This is a genomic window from Microbacterium phoenicis, assembly GCF_047302325.1.
Classification (GTDB): Bacteria; Actinomycetota; Actinomycetes; order Actinomycetales; family Microbacteriaceae; genus Microbacterium.
On the sequence record NZ_CP154849.1, the window covers coordinates 1,851,242 to 1,874,329 of the forward strand.

The window sequence follows — 23,088 nt, forward strand, 5'->3', positions numbered from 1 at the left end:
CATGGAGGGATGCAGACACCGCAGCATCCCTCCGATGAGAACCTGAGTCGAGAGGATGCCGCGGCCCGGGCATCCGTCATCGTCCTCGACACGATCGAGGTCGACCTGGACCTCCGCTCGGCCCCCGATGCGTCACGCGGGGACTTCGCCACGCAGAGCACCCTGCGCTTCCGCGCGTCGTCGACGGAGACGTGGATCGACTTCCTCGGCATCTCCGTCGACGAGGTGGAGGTCAACGGCGCACCGCAACCGGTGGAGTGGGACGGCGCCCGCATCCGCCTGTCGGGACTCGCCGAGGAGAACACGGTCCGCGTCCGTGCGCGCGGTCGGTACAGCCGATCGGGTGAGGGCCTGCACCGCTTCACCGACCCGGTGGACGGCGCGGTCTACCTCTACACGCAGTACGAGCCGGCCGACAGCCGTCGCGTCTACCCGTGCTTCGAGCAGCCCGACCTGAAGGCGCGGTGGACGTTCCACATCACGGCGTCGGGTGACGGCGTCGTCCTGTCGGGTGGCGCGGAGACCGCCCGCGCCGAGGTCGACGGCGGCGTCCGGGTGTCGTTCGCCGAGACGCCGCTGCTGTCGAGCTACGTCACTGCGGTCGCCGTCGGTCCGTACCACCGCGTCGACGGCCTCTGGAAAGGGGAACGGCAGAGCGTCGACCTTGGTGTGCTCTGCCGCGCCTCTCTCGCCGAACACCTCGACGCCGACGAGATCCTCGACATCACCCGCCGCGGTCTCGACTTCTTCACGGTGGCATTCGGCCAGGACTACCCGTGGGGCAAGTACGACCAGATCTTCGTCCCCGAGTACAACCTCGGCGCGATGGAGAACCCGGGCCTGGTCACTTTCACCGAGGCGTACGTCTTCCGCGGAGCGGCGACCGCCGCGCAGCGCGAGGCGCGGTCGAACACGATCCTCCACGAGATGGCGCACATGTGGTTCGGCGACCTCGTCACGATGCAGTGGTGGGACGACCTGTGGCTCAAAGAGTCGTTCGCCGACTTCATGGGCACGCACGCGAATGTCGCGACAGGGCTCCACCCGGATGCCTGGGTCACGTTCGCGAGCCGGCGGAAGGGGTGGGCATACGTCCAGGACCAGCTGCCCACGACGCACCCCATCGTCGCGGACATCCCCGACCTCGAGGCGGCCAAGCTCAACTTCGACGGCATCACCTACGCCAAAGGCGCATCGGTGCTGAAGCAGCTCGTCGGCTTCGTCGGCGAGGACGCGTTCTTCCGCGGCGCGCAGCGGTACTTCGCGACACACGCCTACGGCAACACGACGCTCGAGGATCTCCTCGTCGCGCTGGAAGAGGCGTCGGGCCGCGATCTCCGGTCGTGGAGCAGGGCGTGGCTCGAGACGACCGGGCTGCCGACCCTCATGATCGAGCGCGGACCCCTGACGGTCGTGCAGGACGTCGCGCGGCCGCACGCGGTCCGCGTCGGCCTGTGGGACGACGAGGCCGGGACTCTCGCCTCGCGCGGCGACGTCGCCGTCGACCTGTTCGGTGAGCGCACCGTCGTCGACGCGCCCGTCCTCCCCGACGCGGCCCTGGTCATCGCCAATGTCGATGATCGCTCGTACGCGAAGGTGCGGCTCGACGACCGATCACTCGCCGCCATCAGGGCGGGCCTGTCGACGATGCCGGAAGCGGTCGCGCGAGGCGTCGTCTGGGCAGCTCTCTGGAATGCGGTACGCGATGGCGAGCTCGCAGCATCCGCTTATCTCGCGATCGCGGCGGAGAACGCTCCCCGCGAGTCCCACCCGGCGCTCCTGGGCGACGTCCTCGCCCACGCCGCCTTCGCGATCCGCCATTACGTCTCGGACGTCGGGGAGGCGTCGGCCACCTGGCTGGAGGGGGCGTGGCGCGCCATGTCGGCTGCCGAAGCCGGGTCCGACGCCCAGCTCATCTGGGCACGCGCGGTCGGTGCGGCCGCGGAGCTCTGCGCGGACCGGGCGGGCGAGATGTCCGCGATTCTGGCGGGGCAGACGCCGGCGCCGGCGGGCCTGGCCCTCGATCCCGATCTCCGGTGGGGGTGGCTGTTCGGTCTCGCTGCCTCCGGTCATGCGGACGCCGCGCGGATCGAGGCTGAGGCGGAGCGGGATGCGACCGCGTCGGGCCGCACGGCGCGTCTCGCGGCGCTCGCGGCGCGGCCGGAGGCATCCGTCCGTCGCGACGCGTGGCACGACGCGTGGGATGACGAGACGCTGACGAACGACCACCTCGATGCCACCATCCGCGGCGCGCGGGCGGGGAAGAGCCGTGACCTCGTTGCGGAGTTCGACGAAGAGTACTTCGAGCGGATCCTCCCGGCGTGGCGTTCGCGCAGCATCGAGATCGCCGCGCGCCTCGTGCGCGGCCTCTTCCCGGCGGCGGACGACACCGCGGCGGTCGACGCGTGGCTCGACGCTCACCCCGACGCGCCCGGCTCGCTCCGGCGCATCGTGATCGAGCAGCGCGACCACCTCGCACGCGACCTCCGGGTCCGGGAAGCGCAGCCGCGACTCTGACTCGCGAGAACGGCCCCCGGGGACATCCCGGGGGCCGTTCTCATACGCGCCTGCGTCAGGCGATGCCGCGGATCGGCGGGTGGTGGAACGTATCGCCGAACACGCGATCGCTCGCGCCCTCCCGGTCGAGGTAGGGCGTCGCCCCGCCGTCGATGAAGGGCCAGCCGGCCCCGAGGATGAGGCAGAGGTCGATGTCCTCGACCTCGGGCACGACGCCCTCGTCGAGCATGAGCTTGATCTCCTGAGCGAGGCCGTCCTGAACACGGCGCAGAATGTCGTCGGCGGATGCCGGTGTGGATCCCGTCGCCTTCTTCGCAACCTTGTCGGCAGCCTTCGTGAACCCGGTCACGCGGCCGCCCTTGTCCTTCTCGACGACCTCGTCCAGCGCGGCGAGCTCGTGGAAGTTCTCGTTCGCGTAGAACCGGTCGGGGAAGGCGCGGACCATCGTGTCCTGCACGTGGGCTGCCACCTTCCAGCCGACGAGGTCGATGAGCTGGAACGGTCCCATCGGCAGCCCGAGGGGCGCGAACGCCTTCTCGACGTCCGCGACGGGCGTGCCCTCGTAGACGGCGCGTGCGGCCTCTCCCATGACCTTGGCGAGGAGCCGGTTCACGACGAAGCCGGGCGCATCGGCGGTGAGGACAGCGTTCTTGCCCAGCCCCTTGGCGACGACGAAAGCGGTCGAGAGGGCGGCATCCGACGTCTGCGGCGTCTTCACGACCTCGATGAGCGGCATGACCGCGACCGGGTTGAAGAAGTGGAAGCCGACCAGGCGCTCGGGGTGCGCGAGCTTCGCGCCGATCTCCTCGACCGACAGCGACGAGGTGTTGGTCGCGAGGATCGCGTCCTCGGCCACGACGGCCTCGATCTCGGCGAAGACGGACTGCTTTACCCCGACCTCTTCGAAGACCGCCTCGATGACGAAGTCGCAATCGGCGTACGCGGTCTTGTCGGTCGTCCCCGTCACGAGGGCCCGCAGCTTGTTGGCGGTGTCGCCGTCGAGCCGGCCCTTGCCCTCGAGCTTGCCGATCTCGTCGTGGATGTAGGCGACGCCCTTGTCGACGCGCGCCTGATCGAGGTCGGTGATCAGCACGGGCACCTGGAGCTTGCGCACGAACAGCAGCGCGAACTGGCTGGCCATGAGGCCCGCGCCGATGATGCCGACCTTGGTGACCTTCTTCGCGAGCGCCTTGTCGGGCGCACCCACGGGACGCTTCGCGCGCTTCTGCACGAGATCGAACGCGTACATGGATGCCGCGAACTGGTCACCGGTGACGAGCGAGGCGAGCGCCTCGTCCTCGCGCGCGAAACCCTCCGCCTTCGTCCCGCTCTTTGCCTTGTCGAGCAGGTCGAGGGCGACGTAGGGGGAGCGGGGAACTGTTCCGATCTTCGACTCGAGCATGCCGCGCGCCATCTTGATGGCGATGGGCCACTTCGTGAGCCGCTCGATCTTCCCGGGTGCGTTCTTGCGTTCGACCTTGACGGAGCCGTTCAGCACGCCGTCAGCCCATCGGAGCGACGACTCGAGGTAGCTGGAGGCGGGGAAGATCGCGTCCATGATCCCGAGGTCGAAGGCCTGCTGCGGCTTGAGGACCCGGTTCTGCTTGAGCGGGTTCGAGATGACGACCTCGAGCGCGTTCTCGATGCCGATCAGGTTCGGCAGGAGGTACGCGCCGCCCCAGCCGGGGATGATGCCGAGGAAGACCTCGGGCAGTGCGATCGCGGCGGCGGAGGCATCCACTGTGCGGTACGTGGAGTTCAGTGCGATCTCGAGCCCGCCGCCCAGGGCGAGCCCGTTCACGAAGGCGAACGACGGCACGCCGAGATCGGACAGCTTGCCGAGGACGTGGTGACCGAGCTGCGCGATGAGCCGCGCGTTCTCGACGGAGCCCACGTTGCTGACTTCGCTGAGGTCGGCGCCGGCGGCGAGGATGTACTGCTTGCCGGTGATGGCGACGGCGTCGATCTCGCCGGCGCGAGCACGAGCCGCGAGTGCGTCGAGGGTGGCGTTCAGAGCGGTCAGCGTCGCCGGTCCCAGCGTGTTGGGGCGGGTGTGGTCGCGGCCGTTGTCCAGCGTGATGAGAGCGAGCACCTTGCCGCTGGCGAGCGTGACGTCGCGCACGGGCGAGTTCGTCACGACCTCGGTGTCGGAGAGGGCGAGCAGGGGCGAGAAGTCGATCTGGTCGTAGTTCGTCATCGTCGGCTGCCTCACTTCTTCCTCTTGCCGTTGTAGTGCGGGTTCTCCCAGATGACCGAACCGCCCTGACCGAGGCCGACGCACATGGCCGTGAGGCCGTAGCGGACGTCGGGGCGCTCGGCGAAGTGGGCCGCGAGCTGGATCATGAGACGGACTCCGGATGCCGCGAGCGGGTGCCCGAGCGCGATCGCACCGCCCCAGGGGTTGACGCGCGGGTCGTCGTCCGCGATGCCGAAGTGGTCGAGGAGCGAGATCACCTGGACGGCGAACGCCTCGTTCAGTTCGAACAGGCCGATGTCATCGATCGTCAGACCGGCCTTCCTCAGTGCCTTCTCGGTCGACGGGATGGGGCCGATGCCCATGATCTCGGGCTGGACACCCGCGAACGCGAAGGAGACGAGCCGCATCTTCGGTGCGAGCCCGAGTTCCTTGACTGCACCGCCGCCGGCGAGGAGCGACATCGTGGCGCCGTCCGTGAGGGGCGAGGACGTGCCCGCCGTGACACGTCCGTGCGGGCGGAACGGAGTCTTCAGCGCGGCGAGGTCGGCCATCGTCGTCTGCGGACGGCGTCCTTCGTCCTCGGTCGCCAGGCCCCAGGCCCCGGCGGCATCCTTCACCGCGACGGACACGAGATCGGGCTGGAACTTTCCGGCCTCATAGGCGGCCTGCGCCTTGTGCTGGCTGAGCATGCCGAAGCGGTCCGAGCGTTCCTTGGTCAGCTGCGGGTACCGGTCGAAGATGCGCTCTGCGGTCACGCCCATGTTGAGGGCGCCGGGGTCGACCATCTTCTCCGCGACGAATCGGGGGTTCGGGTCGGCGTTGCCGCCGATCGGATAGTGCCCCATGTGTTCGACACCGCCGGCGAGGGCGACGTCGTACATCCCGACGCCGATCGATGCGGCCATCGTTGTGACGCTCGTCATGGCGCCTGCACACATGCGGTCGATCGCGAAGCCGGGGACCGTCTGCGGGAGGCCGGCGAGGATCGCGACCGATCGACCGAGGGTGAGTCCTTGCTCGCCGGTCTGGCTCGTCGCGGCGATCGCGACGTCGTCGACGCGCTCAGCCGGGACGCCCGGGTTCCGCTCCATCAGACCGATCGTCGCCTTGACGGCGAGGTCGTCGGCCCGCGTGTTCCAATACATGCCCTTCTCGCCGGCGCGCCCGAACGGGGTGCGCATTCCGTCGACGAAATAGACGTCCGAAAGCTCGGCCACACTGCCTCCAAAGATTGGGTTCCCACCCAGCCTAGAGAGGCCGTGAAGCCGCGAAAATCGGTTGGTTCGAACCTACGAAGCGGTCTCGGATGCCACGTCGGGGCTCTGCACGGAATCGACAAAAGCCGCGGCGATCACCTGTGCAGTCTGTTCAATCTGCCACGTCCGTGCACCGAGGTCGATCAGGGCCTGCCCGACCGATTCCGCCGTGATCTCGGTGGGAGGATTCCACGCGACGCGACGAAGCAGATCAGGCGTGAGGAGGTTCTCGGTCGGCATGTGCAGCTCTTCTGCACGCGCGTCGACGAGAGGCTTGGCTGTCTTCAGTCGCGCATCCGCGGCGGGGTTGCGGTCCGCCCAGGCCCGCGGCGGCGGCATCCCATCGCCCGGGCCGCGCTCGGACGGGAGGGCGGGGTCGGCGCGCCCGGCCTCGATCGCCGACCACCAGCGGTCCAGCTGGCTGCGGCTCGCGCGACCCGTGAAGTCCTTGACTCGCGCGAGATCCTGCTTCGACGCCGGATCGGCGATGACGGCGGCGACGAGGGAGCGGTCGGGTACGAGCCGCCCCGGCGAGACGTCTTCTTCGCGTGCGTATTCTTCCCGCGCGGTCCAGAGTGCCCGGGCCACGGCCAGAGCGCGCCGGCCCCGCACCGTGTGCAGGCCGCTCAGGCGACGCCACGGATCTTCGCGAGCGGGTTTCGGCGCGCGAGTGCGCACGGCCTCGAACTCCTCCCCGGCGAAAGCGACCTTGTCCTGCTCCTCGAGCTCGGCGGCGAGGGCGTCGCGGACGTCGATGAGGTGCAGCACGTCCAGGGCGGCGTATTCCAGCCATCCCTGCGGCAGAGGCCGAGTCGACCAGTCCGCGGCGGAGTGCGCCTTGGCGAGAGTGATTCCCAGGGTCTGCTCCACGACCGCGCCGAGGCCGACCCGCTCATGCCCGAGCAGGCGGGCGGCGAGTTCGGTGTCGAAGATGCGAGGCGGCTCGAGGCCGGCTTCACGAAGAGAGGGCAGATCCTGGCTCGCGGCGTGGAGCACCCATTCCTCATCCCCGATCGCGTCCTGCAGCGCCGACAGATCGCCGATCGCGGGCGGGTCGAAGAGGAACACCTCGCTCCCACGCCGATAGACCTGGATCAGGTACGCGCGTTGCGAATACCGGAATCCGGATGCCCGCTCCACATCGACGGCGACCGGACCGTGCCCGGTCGCCAGGCGCGACGCTGCGGCCGCCGCCGCTTCCTGATCGGCGATGACCTCGTATTCAGCCACGTGTACTCCGCTGCCCGCCGAACACGGCGATGTTCTCCGAGCCCGGGGGAAGACCTGCCAGCATGCAGACCAACTCACCCCAGGCATCCATATGACTGGCGAGGTCTCCCTCGGGGGACCATGATGCGCGGAGCTCGATCTGCGCACCGTCGCCCTCGGCGGCCAGCGTCCCGAAACCCTTCGAGAGGGTCTTCGTCGCTGTTCCGGATGCCGCATGGAACGTCGCTCCACGTGCGGCGAGGGCATCGACCAGCCAAGACCAGGCTACGTCGGCCAGCAGGGGATCGGTCCCGATCTCGGGTTCGAGCGGCGCCTGCGCGAAGCAGACGATCCGCCAGGGGCCGCCCCAGGCATCCGGTTCGGACGCATCGTGGAGGATCACGATGCGTCCCGTGCCGTACATCGATTCGCCGTCGTCTTCCGGACGGACGTCCCCGGCGAACGCGATGGCGTCCGGCGCAAGCGAAGACGGTGCGGCGATCTCGCGCACCACGAAGTCGTCGCGGAAACGCAGGCCGCGCAGCGCGTCGCCGACGGCGAGGAATTCCGGCGGCCCGGACGGGGGTTCGGTCACGGCGACAGACTAGAGTGAGGGCACCATGAAGGCTTCCAGGCGCGCCGTTCCCGACGACGCCCGGCCGGGAGCCGTCGTCGCGGTCCGCAGCACGGTGGTCGCGCTCGCCACGGCATTCATCAGCGCCACGGGATTGCTCGCGCTCCTCGCGGGGCGGGTGGCACGTCGCGTCGTGACCCCCGCCGGACGGGCGCCTGACACCACCCTCATGGACGTCGACACCGTCGCCCAGACCATCACCCTGTCGCGGTCGGCCGACACCGTCCTGCCGGGACGGTACGGGCTGTTCACCACGGGGACGCAGTCCTACGTGAAGGTCGGCACGGTCCTGACGACCCGGGCGGAGTCCGTCACACGCAAGCTCCTGACGCAGATCGACGAGACCGACCGACTCGCCGCGACGGCTGCCTTCAGCGGGTGGTACTTCTCCGAGCCGGGAGAGCTGCATCTGCCGTTCGAGAACGTTTCGGTCTCGACGGCGCTGGGCTCGTGCCCGGCCTGGGTCTTCCCGGCCGATGCGCCCACGGACATCTGGGCGATCCACATCCACGGACGCGGGACCACGCGTTCCGAGACGCTCCGCGGGGTCCCGGCGTTCCACTCGGCAGGCATCACGTCGATGCTCGTGTCATACCGGAACGACAGCGACGCCCCGCGCAGCAGGGGAGGGGCGTCGGCCCTCGGGGCGACTGAATGGCGCGACGTCGACCGGGCGATCGGTCACGCTCGTCGCTCCGGCGCGCAGCGCATCTTGCTCGTCGGCTGGTCGATGGGCGGGGCGATCGCCCTGCAGCTCGCCGTGAACTCGGCGCATCGGGACCGCATCGTGGGACTGGTCCTCGACTCACCGGTCATCGACTGGCGGCAGGTGCTCACCCATCACGCCGGACTCATGGGCATCCCGAACCCGCTCGCCCGGGCGGCCCTCGAAGCGCTGGCGCAGCGGTGGGCGTCGCCCCTGACGGGCGCGGCGGACCCGATCCCCTGGGACCGTCTCGACCTGCTCACGCGGGCCGACGAACTCGTCGCGCCCACCCTCATCCTCCACAGCGACGCGGATGACTTCGTCCCCGTCGGCGCGTCACGCGCACTGCGCGATCTCCGGCCGGACCTCATCGACCTCGAGGAGTTCGAGGGGGCGCGCCACACGAAGCTCTGGAACTACGACGAAGAGCGCTGGACGTCTCGCATCCGCGAGTGGCTGCGCGGGCAGGGCCTCAGCGGCGACGCAGCCTCAGATAGCTGAACCCGTGGTCGTCGATGAGGACGCCCGCCGGTGACGTATCGATGGGGCGACGCAAGGGCAGGAACGGCCCCGCTGTGGGCACGAGGTGCGGCGCAGCCGTCACGCAGTACTCGTCGATGAGGTCGTCGGCGGCGAACTGCGCCGCCAGCATCGGCCCGCCTTCGCAGACGATGTGACGCAGGCCGCGTTCGGTGAGGGCGGAGAGGATGCCGGTGGCAGGCATCCGTCCGCCGTGCGTGCGCACGCGCACGACGGTGATCCCGCGCTCGAGCGGCGGTGCGTCGGCTCCTTCGGGCATCACGAAGAGGACCTGGTCGTCCGGTCCGTCGGGATCCGGGTCGAGCCGGTGGCCCGCGAGATCGCCGGAGCCGGTGATGATGGCCAGCCGGGAACGCCGGGGGAGGAGGTAGCCCTCGGCGCGAACGGTCTGCGCACCGACGATGATGGCGTCGGCGCTCGCGCGGATCACACCGAGGATCGCCCGGTCCGCCCGGTTGGTGAGGGTGTTGCTCGTCCCGTCCGGACCGACGGCCGATCCCGTCAGCGACGTGATCATGTTGAGCCGCACCCAGTTTTCCCGGGGCGGCGTGTAGCGGTCGGCGATCCAGCGACGACCCTCCGGGCTCGCGGCATCCACTCGCTCACCCGCGGTCGGAAGCACCTCTGTCAGCCACACGCCGCCATCCTCCCACGACCGGTCGCGGCGCGAGGGTCGCCGGCGCGGCGGCTAGGCTTGGCGGGTGCCTGTGACCTCCTCCGGAACCACTCATCTGAGCGAACGCGATCCGAAGGTGAGCGGAGCCGAGATGGTCGCCGCACTTGTTCCTCCGCCGCAGTTCGACGAGGCGACCTTCGCCACCTATCGGGCGGACGAGGCGTACCCCTCGCAGCAGGAGGCGAAGGACCTGCTCGAGACCTTCAGCTCGGGCCGTACCGCCGCTGCGGCGCGCGGTGGCCTCTTCCGCCGCGCCAAGCGCGAGGCTCCGATGAAGCCGGGCGTCTACCTCGACGGCGGCTTCGGTGTCGGTAAGACGCACCTTCTCGCGTCGATCTACCACGCGATGCCGGCTCGTCGGAAGTACTTCGGCTCGTTCATCGAGTACACGGCCCTCGTCGGCGCGCTGGGGTATCAGAAGACGGTGGAGCTGTTCCGCGGCGCCGACCTCCTCTGCATCGACGAGTTCGAGCTCGACGACCCGGGGGACACGATGGTGATGACCCGGCTGATCGCCGAACTGGTGCCGACGGGCACGAAGCTCGCCGCGACGTCGAACACGCCGCCGAACGCCCTCGGCGAAGGGCGTTTCGCCGCCCAGGACTTCCTGCGCGAGATTCAGGCGATGTCCGAGCACTTCCAGACGATCCGGATCGACGGCACTGACTACCGTCAGCGTGCCGTCGACGGGCACGCGGTGGTGCTGGACGACGCCGCCTACGAGAGCGCGATGACGGATGCCGCGGCATCCATTCTCGCCTCCGATGACGACTTCGCCGGGTTCATCCGCCACCTCGCCTCGGTGCACCCGTCCCGGTACATCCGTCTCATCGAGGGCGTCGGGACGATCGGACTGCGGGACGTCATCGGGTTCGACGACCAGGCGGCCGCGCTGCGGTTCGTGGCCTTCGTCGACCGCGCGTACGACGCGCAGATCCCGATCCGGGCCACCGGCGTCTCCCTGGACTCGGTGTTCCGCGAGGACATGCTCGCCGGCGGATACCGCAAGAAGTACCTGCGCGCCGTCTCGCGTCTGGTCGCTCTCACCCACTCGTAAGTGGCAGCAGGCGTTTCTCGGAGCCACGGGAAACCTGATGTTTACCTTCTCGGCACCCTCGTAACCAGCGCGAAACACCCGTGCGCCGTCGGGCGAAACCACGGACCTCGACACTGGGGGCACCCGACGCTACACCTGCGTCCCTGCAGAGAGGTTCCCCTCGAGATGGATCAAGGCAACACCGCATTCATACTCATCGCGGCCGCACTAGTCCTGCTGATGACCCCAGGTCTCGCGTTCTTCTACGGTGGTCTCGTCAAGGCGAAGAGCGTCATCAGCATGATGATGATGTCCTTCGGCGCACTCGGCCTCATCGGGGTCCTGTGGGTGCTCTACGGCTACGCGATCGCCTTCCCGGGCAGCAGCGGCACTCTGGCTCCGTGGTCGATCGACGGGGGTGCCCTCGGTCTGACCAACGTCCTCGAGCTCACGGAGGGCGCCGACTACCCGACGCTGGCCTTCGTCGCCTTCCAGGCCACCTTCGCGATCCTCACCGTCGCGCTCGTCTCGGGCGCGATCGCCGACCGCGCCAAGTTCGGCGCCTGGATGATCTTCGCGGGTGTGTGGGCGACGGTCGTCTACTTCCCGGTCGCGAGCTGGGTCTTCAACTTCGGTCTCGGCGATGACGGCTCGTTCGAGTACGGCGGGTGGATCACCCACGGACTGCAGGACGTGTTCGGCGTCGGCGCCATCGACTTCGCGGGCGGCACGGCAGTCCACATCAACGCCGGTGCGGCCGCCCTCGCCCTCGCCCTCGTCCTGGGCAAGCGCGTCGGCTTCCAGAAGGGCGTCCACGTCCCGCACAACCCGCCCTTCGTCCTCCTCGGCGCCGGTCTCCTGTGGTTCGGCTGGTTCGGGTTCAACGCCGGGTCGGAGCTCGCCGCCGACAACACCGCCGCGCTCGCCTTCGTCAACACGATCGCCGCTCCCGCCGCCGCGCTGCTCGCATGGCTCCTCGTCGAGAAGATCAAGGACGGCAAGCCGACGTCGGTCGGTGCAGCCTCCGGTGCCGTCGCAGGTCTCGTCGCGATCACCCCGGCGTGCGGCAACCTCGACCCGGTCTGGGCCATCGTCCTCGGTTTGATCGCCGGTGCCGTCTGCGCCCTGGCCATCGAGCTCAAGTACAAGCTCGGCTTCGACGACTCGCTCGATGTGGTCGGCATCCACCTCGTCGGTGGCCTCATCGGAACGCTCTACCTCGGCTTCTTCGCCCGGGACACCGGTCTGTTCATGGGTGGCGACGCGTCGCAGCTCATCGTCCAGGCGATCGCCGCCGTCGCCGTGTTGGCCTACTCCTTCGTGCTCGCCTTCGTCATCGGCTTCGCGATCGAGAAGACGATCGGCTTCCGCGTGAAGAACGAAGACGAGATCGCCGGTATCGACACGATCGTCCACGGTGAGGCCGGCTACGTCCTGGAGGACGCCAAGGCCTGATCCGACCGATCACACGGAGGGCGTCGCGGGGTCACCCGCGGCGCCCTCCGTCGGTGTGACGGGCGACGCGTCGCGACGGTGTCAAGGCCCTCCGGTCGCTCGCGGCGGATTTCGTAGCGTCCGGGACATGTCCCACATCGACACCGCATCGGTCGACATCGATCTGCCCGTCATCCGCCGCCTCGCGGAGCTCGCGGCTCTTGTTCATGCGTCCCCGGGACTGCACGTCCGGTGGTCCGAAGGACCGCAGAGGGATGCCGCCTGCACGAGCGTCGACACCGAGAGCGGTCTTCGCCTGCCTGGTCTCTCGGTGAATCCGCTGGGTGCGGAGGCGTGGTGGACTCGGCCGCTCGAGGACTGGCTGGCGCGTCAGCTATCGCAGTACCGGCACCTGGCGGCCGACAACCCGGAGCGGATCGCCTGGGTCCTTCGCGGCGAGCACGTCGGACGTGGTCCCGACTGCGAGCCGCTGATCGCCGGTGCGGAGCCGGTTGCCATCCTGGATGCGGCTCTGCTAGACGAGGCGGCTCGGAGATACGCGACCGCTTTCGATGCCGGCCGCGGGCCGGAGGACTGATCGTGGCACCGGCATCCCGATGGGTCGAGGACCGACCCGGGTTCTTCCGACTCACCGTCGCCGCGACCAACTGCTATCTCGTCACGACTGCGGAGGGCGTCACGCTCGTCGACGGGGGTCTCCCGGCCACCGGCGGGCCGCTCGATGAGCTTCTCCGACACCTCGGTCTCAGACGTCGCGACATCGATGCGCTGATTCTCACCCACGGACATTTCGACCATGTGGGGCTCGCCCGCGCGTTGAGCGCGGAGGGAGTGCCCGTTCACGTCCACCCCGGCGACCACCGATTGGCTCGGCATCCCTACAGTTATCGCCCTGCGGTCGCCAGAGTGCCGTACCTGCTCGGCCACCCCGGAGGTCTTCCCTTCATCGGGCGGATGGCAGTGGCGGGGGCGCTCGCAGTCCGGGGCGTCGACGCTGATCACCCAGTGCGAGACGGGGAGACCCTCGACGTCCCGGGCCGCCCGACGGTGCTGCACACTCCCGGGCACACCGGCGGTCATTGCGCTTTGTTGTTCGCATCGGACGGCGTCCTCGCCTCGGGCGATGCCCTCGTGACCCTGGACCCGTACACCGGCGTCAGCGGGCCGCAGATCGTCGCAGACGCGGCGACGGCGGACGCTGCGGAATCCCTCCGATCGTTGGAGGTCCTCGAGCAGACGGATGCCGCTGTCGTTCTGCCCGGGCACGGCGAACCGTGGACGCGGGGGATCGCGACCGCGGTGCAGAGGGCTCGCATCGTCGGGCGACACTGAGTCGTTTCAGTTCGTGCTTGTGCCGCCGCGGTGTGCTGCCCTACGTTGAGCGGGAAGCGCTTTCCCCTCTGATTCCGTCCAGTGCTGGACGAGAAAGGACGACGATGTCCCGCATCCGTACGACCGCCGCTTGGGCGGCCGCAGCCGTCTTCGCTGTCTCGCTGGTCGGTTGCAGTCCCGCCGCCTCCGATCCGGGCGGCTCGTTCGACCCCGACGAGAAGGTGTCCCTTGATTTCGCGTGGTGGGGCAACGATGACCGCGCCGCTCGCTACGCGAAGCTCATCGAGGCCTTCAACGAAGAGCACCCCAACATCACCATCAAGACGACCTTCACGGACTTCCCGAGCTATTGGGAGCAGCGGCAGGTCGAGGCGGCGAGCGGCAGTCTGCCCGACGTCTTCCAGTTCTCCGACAGCTACCTGCGCCAGTACGGCGAGAGCGGCGCGATCCTCGACTTGGATGAGGTGGCCGATCAGATCGATTTCACGACGTTCGACGACAGCCTGCTCGGCACCGGACGTCTGGACGGCACGCAGTACTCCCTCCCGACGGGGTACAGCCTCTGGGCGAACTTCGTCAACGAAGACCTGTTGAAGGAGCACGGTCTCGAGCTGCCCGCGGCGGGCTCGTCGTTCGACGAGTTCAACGACTGGCTCGCCGAGGTCACCGACAAGACCGGCGGGGACCCGTTCGGCGGCACCGATTACACGCAGCGCATCCAGGTGCTCGAGCTGCAGTTGCGCGCCGCCGGCAAGGCGCTCTACACGGAGGAGGGCGAGCTCGGGTTCACGAAGGACGAGTTGGCGGACTTCTGGGAATCCGGCGCGACGCTGCGCGACGGCATCACGATCCCGCAGCAGCAGCTCGAGGAGATCAGCCCGATCTCGGGCTTCGGCTCGACCCGGACGCTGAGTGAGATGAGCTGGAGCAACTTCCTCGGCGGCTACCTGGCCGACTCCGGAGCATCGTCGATCGGGATCGTGGCTCCGCCGACGACGGATGCCGGTGCGAAGGACCTTTACCGCCAGGGCGGTCTGCAGGTGGCGATCTCTTCACGCACGAAGCACCCCGAGGCCGCTGCGATCTTCCTCGATTACGTCGTGAACAGCCCCGAGGCGGGAGAGATCTTCGGCACGACGCTCGGGTTCCCGGCATCCAGCAGCAAGCTGGAGGGCACGAAGCTCGAAGGCCCCGATCAGCAGGTCGCTGACTACATCGAGTCGGTGTCGGACCGCATCGGCGACGCACCGCCGCCCGCGGTCGTCGGCTACGGCTCGCTGGAGCAGAAGTTCTGGGACCTGGGTAAGGAACTCGGACTCGGAACGAAGACGGTGGATGCCGCCGTCGACGAGTTCTTCGCCGAAGCGGACGTGATCCTCAACAACTGACGGGATCCGCGGACGAGGGTTAGGGTGACGGCGTGACATCGCGCCTGATCTCAGCCCTCGTCCGTCTGTTCCGGCCGTCGCGCGACGAGGCCCCGGCAGCCGGAACTGTGCGCGTGATGCCCGCCGACGTCCGAGACCCCCGCATCAGCTATCGGCCCGAGCCCGACGGCGATCCCGATGCGGGTGAGATCGTCTGGACCTGGGTCCCGTTCGACGAGGCCGACGGTCGCGGCAAGGACCGGCCGGTCCTCGTCATCGGGGTCCACGATCGCGACCGGCTGTACGCGGTGCGACTCACGAGCAAACCGCACGACCGCGACGGGGCGCACCTCGCTCTCGGTCCAGGGGACTGGGATGCCGCGGGTCGCCCGTCGTGGGTGGACCTCGGCCATCTCTACAGCGTTCCCCGCACCGCAATGCGCCGCGAGGGAGCAGCCCTCGACCGCGCCCGTTTCGATCGCGTCGTAGCTGCCCTGAAGACGCGGTACGGCTGGTCGGCGTGACGCCGGAGAACGACGAAAGCCCCCGGATCTCCGGGGGCTCCTCGGTGGGCGATGCCGGACTCGAACCGACGACCTCTTCCGTGTGAAGGAAGCGCGCTACCAACTGCGCCAATCGCCCGAATGACACTCGGGCCGATGACCGAGCATACCGGATCCGGCGGCCCCGACCGAACCGGCACGGCCCGCGATGGTGAGACACGCGCGGGGCGGCGCCGGTTTTGCACTGACGCAGGAATCGTCTAATGTTTAACGAGTGCCGGAGAGATCCGGAACGAAATGCGGATGTAGCGCAGTGGTAGCGCATCACCTTGCCAAGGTGAGGGTCGCGAGTTCGAATCTCGTCATCCGCTCGAGTGTGGGGATCTTCCTCCGGGGAGATCGCGTCACGTGGGTCAAACCACACACGGTGGCGTGGCCGAGTGGCTAGGCAGCGGCCTGCAAAGCCGTCCACACGGGTTCGAATCCCGTCGCCACCTCCACTCACAACTCAACAGCCTTCACAGGCGCGATTGGCGCAGCGGTAGCGCGCTTCCCTGACACGGAAGAGGTCACTGGTTCGATCCCAGTATCGCGCACAGACAAACCCCCGGTAATGCGGGGGTTTTTTGTTGCCCGTGCAGCGTCCTCAGCCCACGGCGTCGGCGCTCTCGGACTCCGGAAGCTCGTGCAGGCCGGCGGGGGAGTTCGCCGCCGTCATAAGCCGCGCGATCCACTCCTGGTTGAGGGGGATGCGCGTGTCGTGGCGGCGTCGGAACGCCAGGCGCGCCGCGCGGTTCATCCAGACGGTCGTGCGTCCGGTGCCTTCTCCTGCCGCGCGGGACCAGGTGAACAGGAACGATTCGCCGCGGCGGAGTTTGGCGTAGATGACCGCCTCGAGGTGGACGAGCGTCCGGTCGTCGATGTCGAATCGCGTCGTGGCGTTGTAGGAGAGGAGTCCCATGGAACCGACCCAGGTCTAGGCGTACAGAGAGGGTGGAGCTGCGGTCTCCTCCGCCATTGTCTCACCCGACACAGGCGTTCCCGTGCCAGCTCCTCCGTGTCATGTCCGCGTCATCGGTCGCTGACAGACTGACGACATGACCACCGCTCGGATCGTCACCCTCTTCGTCGTCGCCGCCCTCGCCGAGATCGGCGGCGCGTGGCTGATCTGGCAGGCCGTGCGGGAGAACCGCGGGTGGTGGTTCGCACTGCTGGGGATCGTCGCACTCGGAGCGTACGGCTTCGTCGCGGCATTCCAACCCGACGCGAACTTCGGCCGGGTCCTCGCCGCCTACGGAGGCGTGTTCATCGCCGGGTCGCTCGCCTGGGGGATCGTCGTCGACGGATTCCGGCCGACCGCGTGGGACTACGTCGGATCGGTGATCGCCCTCGTCGGGGCCGCGATCATCATCCTCGCGCCGGTCGTCACCGAGACGTCGGGGGGATGATCGCGACCCCGGGTCGCCTCAGGGGACGATGACCGCGCGGCCGCGGACGGTCCCGGCGGCGAGAGCTTCATAGGCCTTCGGGCCGTCGTCGAGGGAGTACCGCTGGATCTCGACCCCGACCTGACCGGAGCGGGCGAGGTCGAGCACCTCGACCAGCTCGCTGCGCGAGCCCCAGTAGGGGATGCGGAGAGCTGCGTCGTAAGCGATCGACCCGAAGCCGACGTGCGCCGTCCCGCCGCCGATGCCGACGATCGTCACGTCCGCATCGAGCGCGGCCGATCCGACGGCGGTCGCGATCGTCGGCTCTGCGCCGACGAAGTCGAAGACGGCGTTCGCCCCCAGGCCGCCCGTGAGTTCACGGATCCGATCGACGGCGTTCTCGTCACTGATGACGGTGTGGTGTGCGCCGACCTCGCGCGCCAACGCGAGCTTCTCGTCGCTGACGTCGAGCGCGATGACCGTCGCCGCCGACACCGCCCTCAGGATCTGGATCGCAACGTGTCCCAGCCCGCCGGTCCCGATGACGACCGCCGTCGTCCCCGCGCCGAGCTTCGGCAGGGAGGTCTTGATCGCGTGATACGGCGTCAGACCGGCATCCGTCAACGACACGTTCTGCACGGGATCGAGGTCGCCGAGCGGTACGAGGTGCCGTGCGCTGTCGACGATCATGTACTCGGCCATCGAGCCGGGAGCCCCCAGTCCCGGAGGCATGATCCCCTCGGCCTGCGCGTTCGTGCAGTAGTTCTCCTTGCCCTGCGCGCAGTTGCGGCAGCGGCCGCAACCCCACGGCCCGTAGACCGCGACCGCGTCGCCGACCTGGAGGTGCTCGACGCCGTCGCCGAGTTCCTCGACGATGCCGGCGCCCTCGTGCCCGAGGGTGAGCGGCAGAGGATACCCGGCGGCCGCGTACTCCTCCTCGCTCAGGCTCATGACGAACTCGTCGGAGTGGCAGACTCCGGCAGCCGTGACCTTCAGCAGGACCTGACCGGGTCCGGGAGAGGGCTTCTCGATCTCGACGACTTCAGGGTGGGAACCGATTCGTGTGTATTGAAGTGCCTTCATGCCGGGCACGCTACGCGCCGACCGTCGTCGCACGCACGGCCCTGCGCTCGCGCAGCCAGGGAGATAGGATCCGGCCATGGCCCACCTCGTGCTCACTGTGGTCGGCGACGACCGTCCCGGACTCGTCAACGCCCTCGCCGAGCAGGTGTCCGCTGTCGGCGGCAACTGGGAACGCAGCGAGCTCGCAGAGCTCGCGGGGGCGTTCGCCGGTATCGTGCTCGTCACGATCGACGACGACCGCCAGGCCGACCTTGTCTCCGCCCTCGAAGGGCTCGACGGGATGCTGCGGGTCAGTGTCCACGGCGGACGCGCGGCGGTCGCCCCGGAGGCGGCCGAGCGCTCGCTCGAGGTGACCGTTCTCGGCAACGACAGGCCCGGGATCGTCCGTGACGTCACCGCGGCCATCGCGGACCACGCACTCAGCATCGACACCTTCCGCAGCCGTACGCTCGACGCTCCCATGGCCGGAGGGACGCTTTTCGAGGCGACTGTCGCCTTCCGGTTGCCGGTCGGAGCGGATGCCGTCACCGTGACCCACGCGTTGGAAGAGCTCGCCGGCGAAATACAGGTGGACCTGACCGTCGCCTGACGTGAGCCGCGCCGACGAGATCCGCACCCGCCTGCGGGCGGCGGCGGATCCGTCGCGTGCCGCCGGCCAGCAGGCCTATATGAAGTCCGACCTGCCCTTCCTCGGTGTCCGTGTACCCGACACCCGACGCGTCGCTCGTGCCGTCGTCGCGGGGGAGTCGGACGCCGCGGTCATCATCGAGGATGCTCGGCAGTTGTGGGACGCGGCATCCCACCGCGAAGAGAGATACGCGGCGATGATGCTCCTCGCGGTGCCGCCTGCCCGGGCGGACCTGCGCATCGTCCCGCTGATCGAACGCATGGTCCGGGCCGGCCGGTGGTGGGACATCACCGACGAGTTGAGCGGCCGCATCCGGGAACTCCTGGACGCCCACCCCCGCGACGGGGAGGCTCTCGTGCGCGGCTGGTCCGTCAGCGAGGAGATGTGGCTGCGCCGACTCGCGATTCTCAGCCAGCTCGGCCGTCGCGGGCAGACGGACCTGCACCTGCTGGCTGATGCGCTCCGGCCGAACCTCCGTGACGGAGAGTTCTTCATCCGGAAGGCCATCGGCTGGGCGCTCCGCGACGCCGCTCGTTCGTATCCCCAGTGGGTGGAGGCGTATGTCGCCGCGCACGCGCTCAGCCCGCTCAGCCGTCGCGAGGCGGTGAAGCACCTCTGACGCGTCAGCGCAGGAACAGCGGGAGCGTCGCGGCGGCGACGACGAGGGGAGCCGCGACGAGACCCCAGAGGATGAAGCGACGCCACGGCAGGTGGACCTCCGCGGCCACCAGTCGCTGGTGCCACAGCAGGGTGGCGAGCGATGCCCACGGTGTAATGAGCGGCCCTGCGTTGACACCGATCAGGAGTGCCGCGAGTCGCTCCGGCGTATCCGCGGTCGACTCGAGCAGCAGGTAGGCGGGCAGGTTGTCGAGACCGTTCGCGGCGACCAGCGCGGTTCCCGACATGCGGAGCAGGTCGAGCGGTTCGGAGCCCGTCCCGGCCAGCGTGGCGGCGAGCTGACCGGATCCCCACGCCTCGAGTGCCGCGACGGCGGTGAACAGTCCGGCGGCGAAGACGAGCAGCGACCACGGCACGAGCCCGACGCTCAGGGCCTTCGGCGAGCGCCACGCGAACAGCCCGAGCAGCGCGAGCGCTGCTCCCGTCGCCGGGATCCACGGTTCGACCCCGCTGACGAGCAGAGGCAGGAGCGCGACGACCACGATAGATGCCGCGACCAGTTGCACCCGGTCGCTCACCCGCGGCGGCGCCGCGACCGTGAACGTCCCGACGAGCGATCGGCGGTGGAAGGCCCACAACAGGGCGACCGTCACGAGCACGGCGACGGTAGCGGACGGACCCAGCAGAAGGACGAAGGATGCCGGGTCGCCGCCGCCCGGCATCCGCGCCAGTGCGAGGAGGTTCGTCAGGTTCGACACCGGCAGCACGAGTGAGGCGGTGTTGGCGAGCCAAACGGTGGTCAGTGCGAACGGAAGCGGCGGCAGGCCGTTGGCCCGCGCCACGGCGATGACGACGGGCGTCAGGAGCACGGCCGTCGTGTCGAGCGAGAGGAACGCCGTCGTCACGACGGCGAGCACCACGACCAGCACCCAGAGGAGCGTCGTGTGTCCGCGAGACAGGCGTGCGAGCCACGATGCGGTGACATCGAAGACGCCTGCCTTCGCGGCGAGCTCGGCGACGATCGTGACCGCCACCACGAAGGCGAGGATCGGCAGCACGCGCTCCGCGACGTCGCTGAGGTCGGCGAGGGGGAGGATGCCGGTGACGAGGGCGGCGATCGCCCCCAGGAGCAGGACGAGTCCCGCGAGAGCGAGCTTCACGGCATCCATCATCGCGCCTCCCGCATGCCCAGTAGACTCGCAGGATGCAGAACGGCAGGTCGTCCCACCTCGCCGGCACGCGAACGCCGCGGGCCTGAGCGGGCGGAGCGCGTCGTGCGCTCGAAGCTGACTTTCCTGATCCGAGCCACTTCCTGGAGTTCTCCCCTTGACTGATCTGATCGCCCCGGCGGACGTCGACCTCCCCGCCGACGGTTTCGCCCTGTTCCCCGACCGCTCCGTCGTCGCCCTCCGCATCGGTGGCGAGCTGAAGGACCTCGCAACCGTCGTCGACTCTCTGGACGGCGTCGAGCCCGTGACCGTGTCGAGCCCCGACGGGCTGAATATCTTGCGGCACTCGACGGCGCACATCCTCGCCCAGGCCGTGCAGCGCGTCCGCCCGCAGGCGAACCTCGGGATCGGCCCGCCGATCACCGACGGCTTCTACTACGACTTCGGTGTCGACGACCCGTTCACTCCCGAGGATCTCAAGGCCATCAAGAAGGAGATGGAGCGGATCGTCCGGGAGGGGCAGCGCTTCGTCCGTCGCGTCGTCACGGATGACGAGGCGCGCGCCGAGCTCGCGAATGAGCCGTTCAAGCTCGAGCTCATCGGGCTCAAGGGCGGGTCCCAGGAGGCGGCCGAGGGTGCCTCGGTCGAGGTCGGCGCCGGTGAGCTGACGATCTACGACAACGTCACCCGCGACGGTGAGACCGCGTGGAAGGACCTCTGCCGCGGACCCCACGTGCCGAGCACCCGTATCGCCGGCAACGGCTGGGACCTCACCCGCGTGGCCGGTGCCTACTGGCGCGGCAGCGAGAAGAACCCGCAGCTGCAGCGCATCTACGGCACCGCCTGGCCCACGAAGGACGAGCTCCGCGCCTACCAGCACCGTCTCGAGGAGGCCGCCAAGCGCGATCACCGCAAGCTCGGTAAGGATCTCGACCTCTTCTCCTTCCCCGAGGAGATCGGCCCCGGCCTCTCGGTGTTCCACCCCAAGGGCGGCATCATCCGGTACGAGATCGAGCGCTACATGCGCGAACGCCTGCTCGCCAACGGCTACCAGGTCGTGAACACGCCCCACATCACCAAGGGCGATCTGTTCATGACGAGCGGCCACCTGCAGTGGTACGCCGACGGCATGTACCCCCCGATGGTGCTGGACGAGGTGGTGGATGCCGACGGTCACGTCTCGCGTGAGGGCCAGGAGTACTACCTCAAGCCCATGAACTGCCCGTTCCACAATCTGATCTTCCGCTCGCGCGGACGCAGCTACCGCGAATTGCCGCTGCGGCTGAGCGAGTTCGGTTCGGTCTACCGGTACGAGAAGAGCGGCACGCTCGCGGGCCTCACCCGTGTGCGGGGGATGACTCAGGACGACACCCACATCTATGTCACCGCCGATCAGGTCAAGGGCGAGCTCGAGCACAGCCTCGAGTTCGTGTTGCAGACGCTGCGCGACTACGGGCTGAACGACTTCTATCTCGAGCTCTCGACGAAGGAGGACGGCAACCCCAAGTTCATCGGCGACGACCGCCTGTGGGACGAGGCGACGCAGACCCTCCGCGAGGTCGCCGAGGGCTCCGGTCTGGAGCTCGTGCCAGACCCGGGTGGGGCGGCGTTCTACGGTCCGAAGATCTCGGTCCAGGCGCGTGACGCGATCGGCCGCACCTGGCAGATGTCCACGATCCAGCTCGACTTCAACCAGCCCGAGCGGTTCGAGCTGGAGTACACCGGCCCCGACGGTGAGAAGCACCGCCCGGTCATGATCCACCGCGCGCTCTTCGGCTCGATCGAGCGCTTCTTCGCGATCCTGCTCGAGCACTACGCCGGTGCCTTCCCCGTCTGGCTCGCACCGGTCCAGGTCGTCGGCATCCCCGTCGCCGAGGAGTACGGTCCGTATCTCGACGACATCGTCGCGCGTCTGCGCGCCGCCGGCGTCCGCGCAGAGGTTGATCACTCGGACGACCGCATGCCGAAGAAGATCCGCACCCACACCACCCAGAAGGTGCCGCTCCAGCTCATCGCAGGGGAGCAGGACCGATCGGGCGGCACGGTGTCGTTCCGGTTCCGCGATGGGTCGCAGACCAACGGCATCCCGGTGGACGAGGCGATCGACAAGATCGTCGCGGCGATCTCGGGTCGGCTGCTCGTCAACACGGCCGAGGACCTCGTATGAGTGACGCCGGCGAGGTAGGCCGCGAGTCGTCGATCGACTTCGCCGGGGTTCCGGACGAGTTCCAGCGACTGTGGACGCCGCATCGCATGGCGTACATCCAGGCGGGCCCTGAGCCGCTCAAGCACGACTGCCCGTTCTGCGCCGCGCCCGGGAAGTCGGACGAGGAGGGGCTGATCGTCGCCCGCGGCGAGACGGCGTACGTCTTGCTGAACCTGTTCCCGTACAACTCGGGGCACCTGCTCGTGTGCCCGTACCGTCACTTCGGCACCTACGACGAGGCGACACCCGAAGAGGTCGCGGAGATCGGCGCGCTGACCCAGGTGGCCATGCGGGTGCTCCGGAAGGTCGCGAACTGCGACGGCTTCAACCTGGGCATGAACCAGGGCGAGGTCGCCGGCGCGGGCGTCGCGGCGCACCTCCACCAGCACATCGTGCCCCGCTGGGCGACGGACGCGAATTTCTTCCCGATCATCGCGAAGACGAAGGCACTGCCGCAGTTGCTCGGCGAGGTCCGCCAGTCGGTGGCGGACGGCTGGCCCATCCTCTGACAGGCCCGCCATCCGCGGGG

The 23,088-nt window shown here is 68.9% G+C and carries 21 protein-coding genes and 4 tRNA genes; 16 read left to right on the forward strand and 9 right to left on the reverse strand.

The genetic code is table 11. The features are described from left to right. The first annotated feature begins 9 nt into the window (after positions 1–9). Positions 10–2,517, forward strand: coding sequence for an aminopeptidase N (gene pepN, locus ABCU91_RS09065; protein WP_413353460.1), 2,508 nt, complete (start codon positions 10–12; stop codon positions 2,515–2,517). A 55-nt stretch (positions 2,518–2,572) separates the two neighbouring features. Here the strand turns inward: pepN and ABCU91_RS09070 are convergent, their stop codons facing one another. The 4 genes from ABCU91_RS09070 to ABCU91_RS09085 all read right to left on the reverse strand — a co-directional run bounded on the left by ABCU91_RS09070 (position 2,573) and on the right by ABCU91_RS09085 (position 7,774). After that, positions 2,573–4,714 carry a 3-hydroxyacyl-CoA dehydrogenase NAD-binding domain-containing protein gene (locus ABCU91_RS09070; protein WP_406924307.1) on the reverse strand — a complete coding sequence of 714 codons (2,142 nt, stop codon included), beginning with the start codon at positions 4,712–4,714 and terminating at the stop codon, positions 2,573–2,575. A gap of 11 nt (positions 4,715–4,725) precedes the next feature. After that, complete coding sequence (locus ABCU91_RS09075) at positions 4,726–5,931, reverse strand: thiolase family protein (RefSeq protein ID WP_413353461.1); 1,206 nt, start codon at positions 5,929–5,931, stop codon at positions 4,726–4,728. Between the two features lie 72 nt (positions 5,932–6,003). Then, positions 6,004–7,200: a ribonuclease D gene (locus tag ABCU91_RS09080; RefSeq protein WP_406924305.1), complete on the reverse strand. Its 1,197-nt coding sequence runs from the start codon at positions 7,198–7,200 to the stop codon at positions 6,004–6,006. Continuing rightward, on the reverse strand, positions 7,193–7,774 hold the full coding sequence (locus ABCU91_RS09085) for a DUF3000 domain-containing protein (protein WP_406924304.1): 582 nt from the start codon (positions 7,772–7,774) through the stop codon (positions 7,193–7,195). Before ABCU91_RS09085 ends, ABCU91_RS09080 begins: the two co-directional genes overlap by 8 nt. A 25-nt stretch (positions 7,775–7,799) precedes the next feature. Between ABCU91_RS09085 and ABCU91_RS09090 the strand changes: the two genes are divergently transcribed. Continuing rightward, entirely contained in the window at positions 7,800–9,020 is a 1,221-nt protein-coding gene (locus ABCU91_RS09090; protein ID WP_413353462.1) for an alpha/beta hydrolase family protein, read from the forward strand. Here ABCU91_RS09090 and ABCU91_RS09095 read toward each other — a convergent pair. Continuing rightward, positions 8,992–9,696, reverse strand: coding sequence for a dihydrofolate reductase family protein (locus ABCU91_RS09095; protein ID WP_413353463.1), 705 nt, complete (start codon positions 9,694–9,696; stop codon positions 8,992–8,994). The genes ABCU91_RS09090 and ABCU91_RS09095 overlap by 29 nt on opposite strands. A 64-nt stretch (positions 9,697–9,760) precedes the next feature. On the opposite strand from ABCU91_RS09095, the gene zapE reads away from it, so the two are divergent. The 6 genes from zapE to ABCU91_RS09125 all read left to right on the forward strand — a co-directional run bounded on the left by zapE (position 9,761) and on the right by ABCU91_RS09125 (position 15,449). Beyond that, complete coding sequence (gene zapE / locus ABCU91_RS09100; RefSeq protein ID WP_413353464.1) at positions 9,761–10,792, forward strand: cell division protein ZapE; 1,032 nt, start codon at positions 9,761–9,763, stop codon at positions 10,790–10,792. Between the two features lie 165 nt (positions 10,793–10,957). After that, positions 10,958–12,226 carry an ammonium transporter gene (locus ABCU91_RS09105; RefSeq protein ID WP_413353465.1) on the forward strand — a complete coding sequence of 423 codons (1,269 nt, stop codon included), beginning with the start codon at positions 10,958–10,960 and terminating at the stop codon, positions 12,224–12,226. A gap of 127 nt (positions 12,227–12,353) precedes the next feature. Next, positions 12,354–12,803, forward strand: a complete 450-nt coding sequence (locus ABCU91_RS09110) for a DUF6098 family protein (RefSeq protein ID WP_413353466.1) — start codon at positions 12,354–12,356, stop codon at positions 12,801–12,803. A gap of 2 nt (positions 12,804–12,805) precedes the next feature. Then, positions 12,806–13,558 (forward strand): MBL fold metallo-hydrolase, encoded by a 753-nt coding sequence (locus tag ABCU91_RS09115; protein WP_406924298.1) that lies wholly within the window; start codon positions 12,806–12,808, stop codon positions 13,556–13,558. A gap of 104 nt (positions 13,559–13,662) precedes the next feature. Beyond that, positions 13,663–14,946: an ABC transporter substrate-binding protein gene (locus ABCU91_RS09120; RefSeq protein ID WP_406924297.1), complete on the forward strand. Its 1,284-nt coding sequence runs from the start codon at positions 13,663–13,665 to the stop codon at positions 14,944–14,946. A gap of 32 nt (positions 14,947–14,978) precedes the next feature. Beyond that, positions 14,979–15,449 (forward strand): type II toxin-antitoxin system PemK/MazF family toxin, encoded by a 471-nt coding sequence (locus ABCU91_RS09125; protein ID WP_413353467.1) that lies wholly within the window; start codon positions 14,979–14,981, stop codon positions 15,447–15,449. 45 nt (positions 15,450–15,494) lie between these two features. On the opposite strand, the gene ABCU91_RS09130 is transcribed toward ABCU91_RS09125, so the two are convergent. Beyond that, positions 15,495–15,567, reverse strand: a tRNA-Val gene (locus ABCU91_RS09130). A 160-nt stretch (positions 15,568–15,727) separates the two neighbouring features. Between ABCU91_RS09130 and ABCU91_RS09135 the strand changes: the two genes are divergently transcribed. The 3 genes from ABCU91_RS09135 to ABCU91_RS09145 all read left to right on the forward strand — a co-directional run bounded on the left by ABCU91_RS09135 (position 15,728) and on the right by ABCU91_RS09145 (position 16,024). Further along, a tRNA-Gly gene (locus ABCU91_RS09135) sits at positions 15,728–15,799 on the forward strand. A 55-nt stretch (positions 15,800–15,854) separates the two neighbouring features. Further along, positions 15,855–15,928, forward strand: a tRNA-Cys gene (locus ABCU91_RS09140). A 24-nt stretch (positions 15,929–15,952) separates the two neighbouring features. Continuing rightward, positions 15,953–16,024 (forward strand) — tRNA-Val (locus ABCU91_RS09145). Between the two features lie 50 nt (positions 16,025–16,074). On the opposite strand, the gene ABCU91_RS09150 is transcribed toward ABCU91_RS09145, so the two are convergent. Next, positions 16,075–16,389, reverse strand: a complete 315-nt coding sequence (locus ABCU91_RS09150; protein ID WP_406924295.1) for a hypothetical protein — start codon at positions 16,387–16,389, stop codon at positions 16,075–16,077. Between the two features lie 136 nt (positions 16,390–16,525). On the opposite strand from ABCU91_RS09150, the gene ABCU91_RS09155 reads away from it, so the two are divergent. Continuing rightward, positions 16,526–16,876 (forward strand): YnfA family protein, encoded by a 351-nt coding sequence (locus ABCU91_RS09155; protein WP_406924294.1) that lies wholly within the window; start codon positions 16,526–16,528, stop codon positions 16,874–16,876. An 18-nt stretch (positions 16,877–16,894) separates the two neighbouring features. Here the strand turns inward: ABCU91_RS09155 and ABCU91_RS09160 are convergent, their stop codons facing one another. Further along, positions 16,895–17,938 carry an NAD(P)-dependent alcohol dehydrogenase gene (locus tag ABCU91_RS09160; protein WP_406924293.1) on the reverse strand — a complete coding sequence of 348 codons (1,044 nt, stop codon included), beginning with the start codon at positions 17,936–17,938 and terminating at the stop codon, positions 16,895–16,897. 76 nt (positions 17,939–18,014) lie between these two features. Here ABCU91_RS09160 and ABCU91_RS09165 point away from each other — a divergent pair, with 76 nt between their 5' ends. Both ABCU91_RS09165 and ABCU91_RS09170 read left to right on the forward strand, forming a co-directional pair. After that, positions 18,015–18,527, forward strand: coding sequence for a glycine cleavage system protein R (locus ABCU91_RS09165; RefSeq protein WP_406924292.1), 513 nt, complete (start codon positions 18,015–18,017; stop codon positions 18,525–18,527). A gap of 1 nt (position 18,528) precedes the next feature. Then, positions 18,529–19,185, forward strand: a complete 657-nt coding sequence (locus ABCU91_RS09170; RefSeq protein WP_413353468.1) for a DNA alkylation repair protein — start codon at positions 18,529–18,531, stop codon at positions 19,183–19,185. 4 nt (positions 19,186–19,189) lie between these two features. Here ABCU91_RS09170 and ABCU91_RS09175 read toward each other — a convergent pair whose 3' ends face one another. Continuing rightward, positions 19,190–20,356: an SLC13 family permease gene (locus tag ABCU91_RS09175; RefSeq protein ID WP_413353469.1), complete on the reverse strand. Its 1,167-nt coding sequence runs from the start codon at positions 20,354–20,356 to the stop codon at positions 19,190–19,192. A gap of 154 nt (positions 20,357–20,510) precedes the next feature. Here ABCU91_RS09175 and thrS point away from each other — a divergent pair, with 154 nt between their 5' ends. After that, complete coding sequence (thrS, locus tag ABCU91_RS09180) at positions 20,511–22,520, forward strand: threonine--tRNA ligase (RefSeq protein WP_406924289.1); 2,010 nt, start codon at positions 20,511–20,513, stop codon at positions 22,518–22,520. Next, complete coding sequence (locus ABCU91_RS09185) at positions 22,517–23,068, forward strand: HIT family protein (RefSeq protein ID WP_406924288.1); 552 nt, start codon at positions 22,517–22,519, stop codon at positions 23,066–23,068. The genes thrS and ABCU91_RS09185 overlap by 4 nt, the downstream gene beginning before the upstream one ends. Positions 23,069–23,088: the final 20 nt, after the last annotated feature.

Excerpts from the sequence above, each read along its gene's own strand:
- pepN (WP_413353460.1), top strand. The coding sequence starts at position 10 with ATGCAGACACCGCAGCATCCCTCCGATGAGAACCTGAGTCGAGAGGAT.
- ABCU91_RS09155 (WP_406924294.1), top strand. The coding sequence starts at position 16,526 with ATGACCACCGCTCGGATCGTCACCCTCTTCGTCGTCGCCGCCCTCGCC.
- ABCU91_RS09150 (WP_406924295.1), bottom strand. The coding sequence starts at position 16,389 with ATGGGACTCCTCTCCTACAACGCCACGACGCGATTCGACATCGACGAC.
- ABCU91_RS09185 (WP_406924288.1), top strand. The coding sequence starts at position 22,517 with ATGAGTGACGCCGGCGAGGTAGGCCGCGAGTCGTCGATCGACTTCGCC.
- ABCU91_RS09070 (WP_406924307.1), bottom strand. The coding sequence starts at position 4,714 with ATGACGAACTACGACCAGATCGACTTCTCGCCCCTGCTCGCCCTCTCC.
- ABCU91_RS09090 (WP_413353462.1), top strand. The coding sequence starts at position 7,800 with ATGAAGGCTTCCAGGCGCGCCGTTCCCGACGACGCCCGGCCGGGAGCC.
- ABCU91_RS09105 (WP_413353465.1), top strand. The coding sequence starts at position 10,958 with ATGGATCAAGGCAACACCGCATTCATACTCATCGCGGCCGCACTAGTC.
- ABCU91_RS09110 (WP_413353466.1), top strand. The coding sequence starts at position 12,354 with ATGTCCCACATCGACACCGCATCGGTCGACATCGATCTGCCCGTCATC.
- ABCU91_RS09160 (WP_406924293.1), bottom strand. The coding sequence starts at position 17,938 with ATGAAGGCACTTCAATACACACGAATCGGTTCCCACCCTGAAGTCGTC.
- ABCU91_RS09175 (WP_413353469.1), bottom strand. The coding sequence starts at position 20,356 with ATGATGGATGCCGTGAAGCTCGCTCTCGCGGGACTCGTCCTGCTCCTG.
- ABCU91_RS09165 (WP_406924292.1), top strand. The coding sequence starts at position 18,015 with ATGGCCCACCTCGTGCTCACTGTGGTCGGCGACGACCGTCCCGGACTC.
- ABCU91_RS09120 (WP_406924297.1), top strand. The coding sequence starts at position 13,663 with ATGTCCCGCATCCGTACGACCGCCGCTTGGGCGGCCGCAGCCGTCTTC.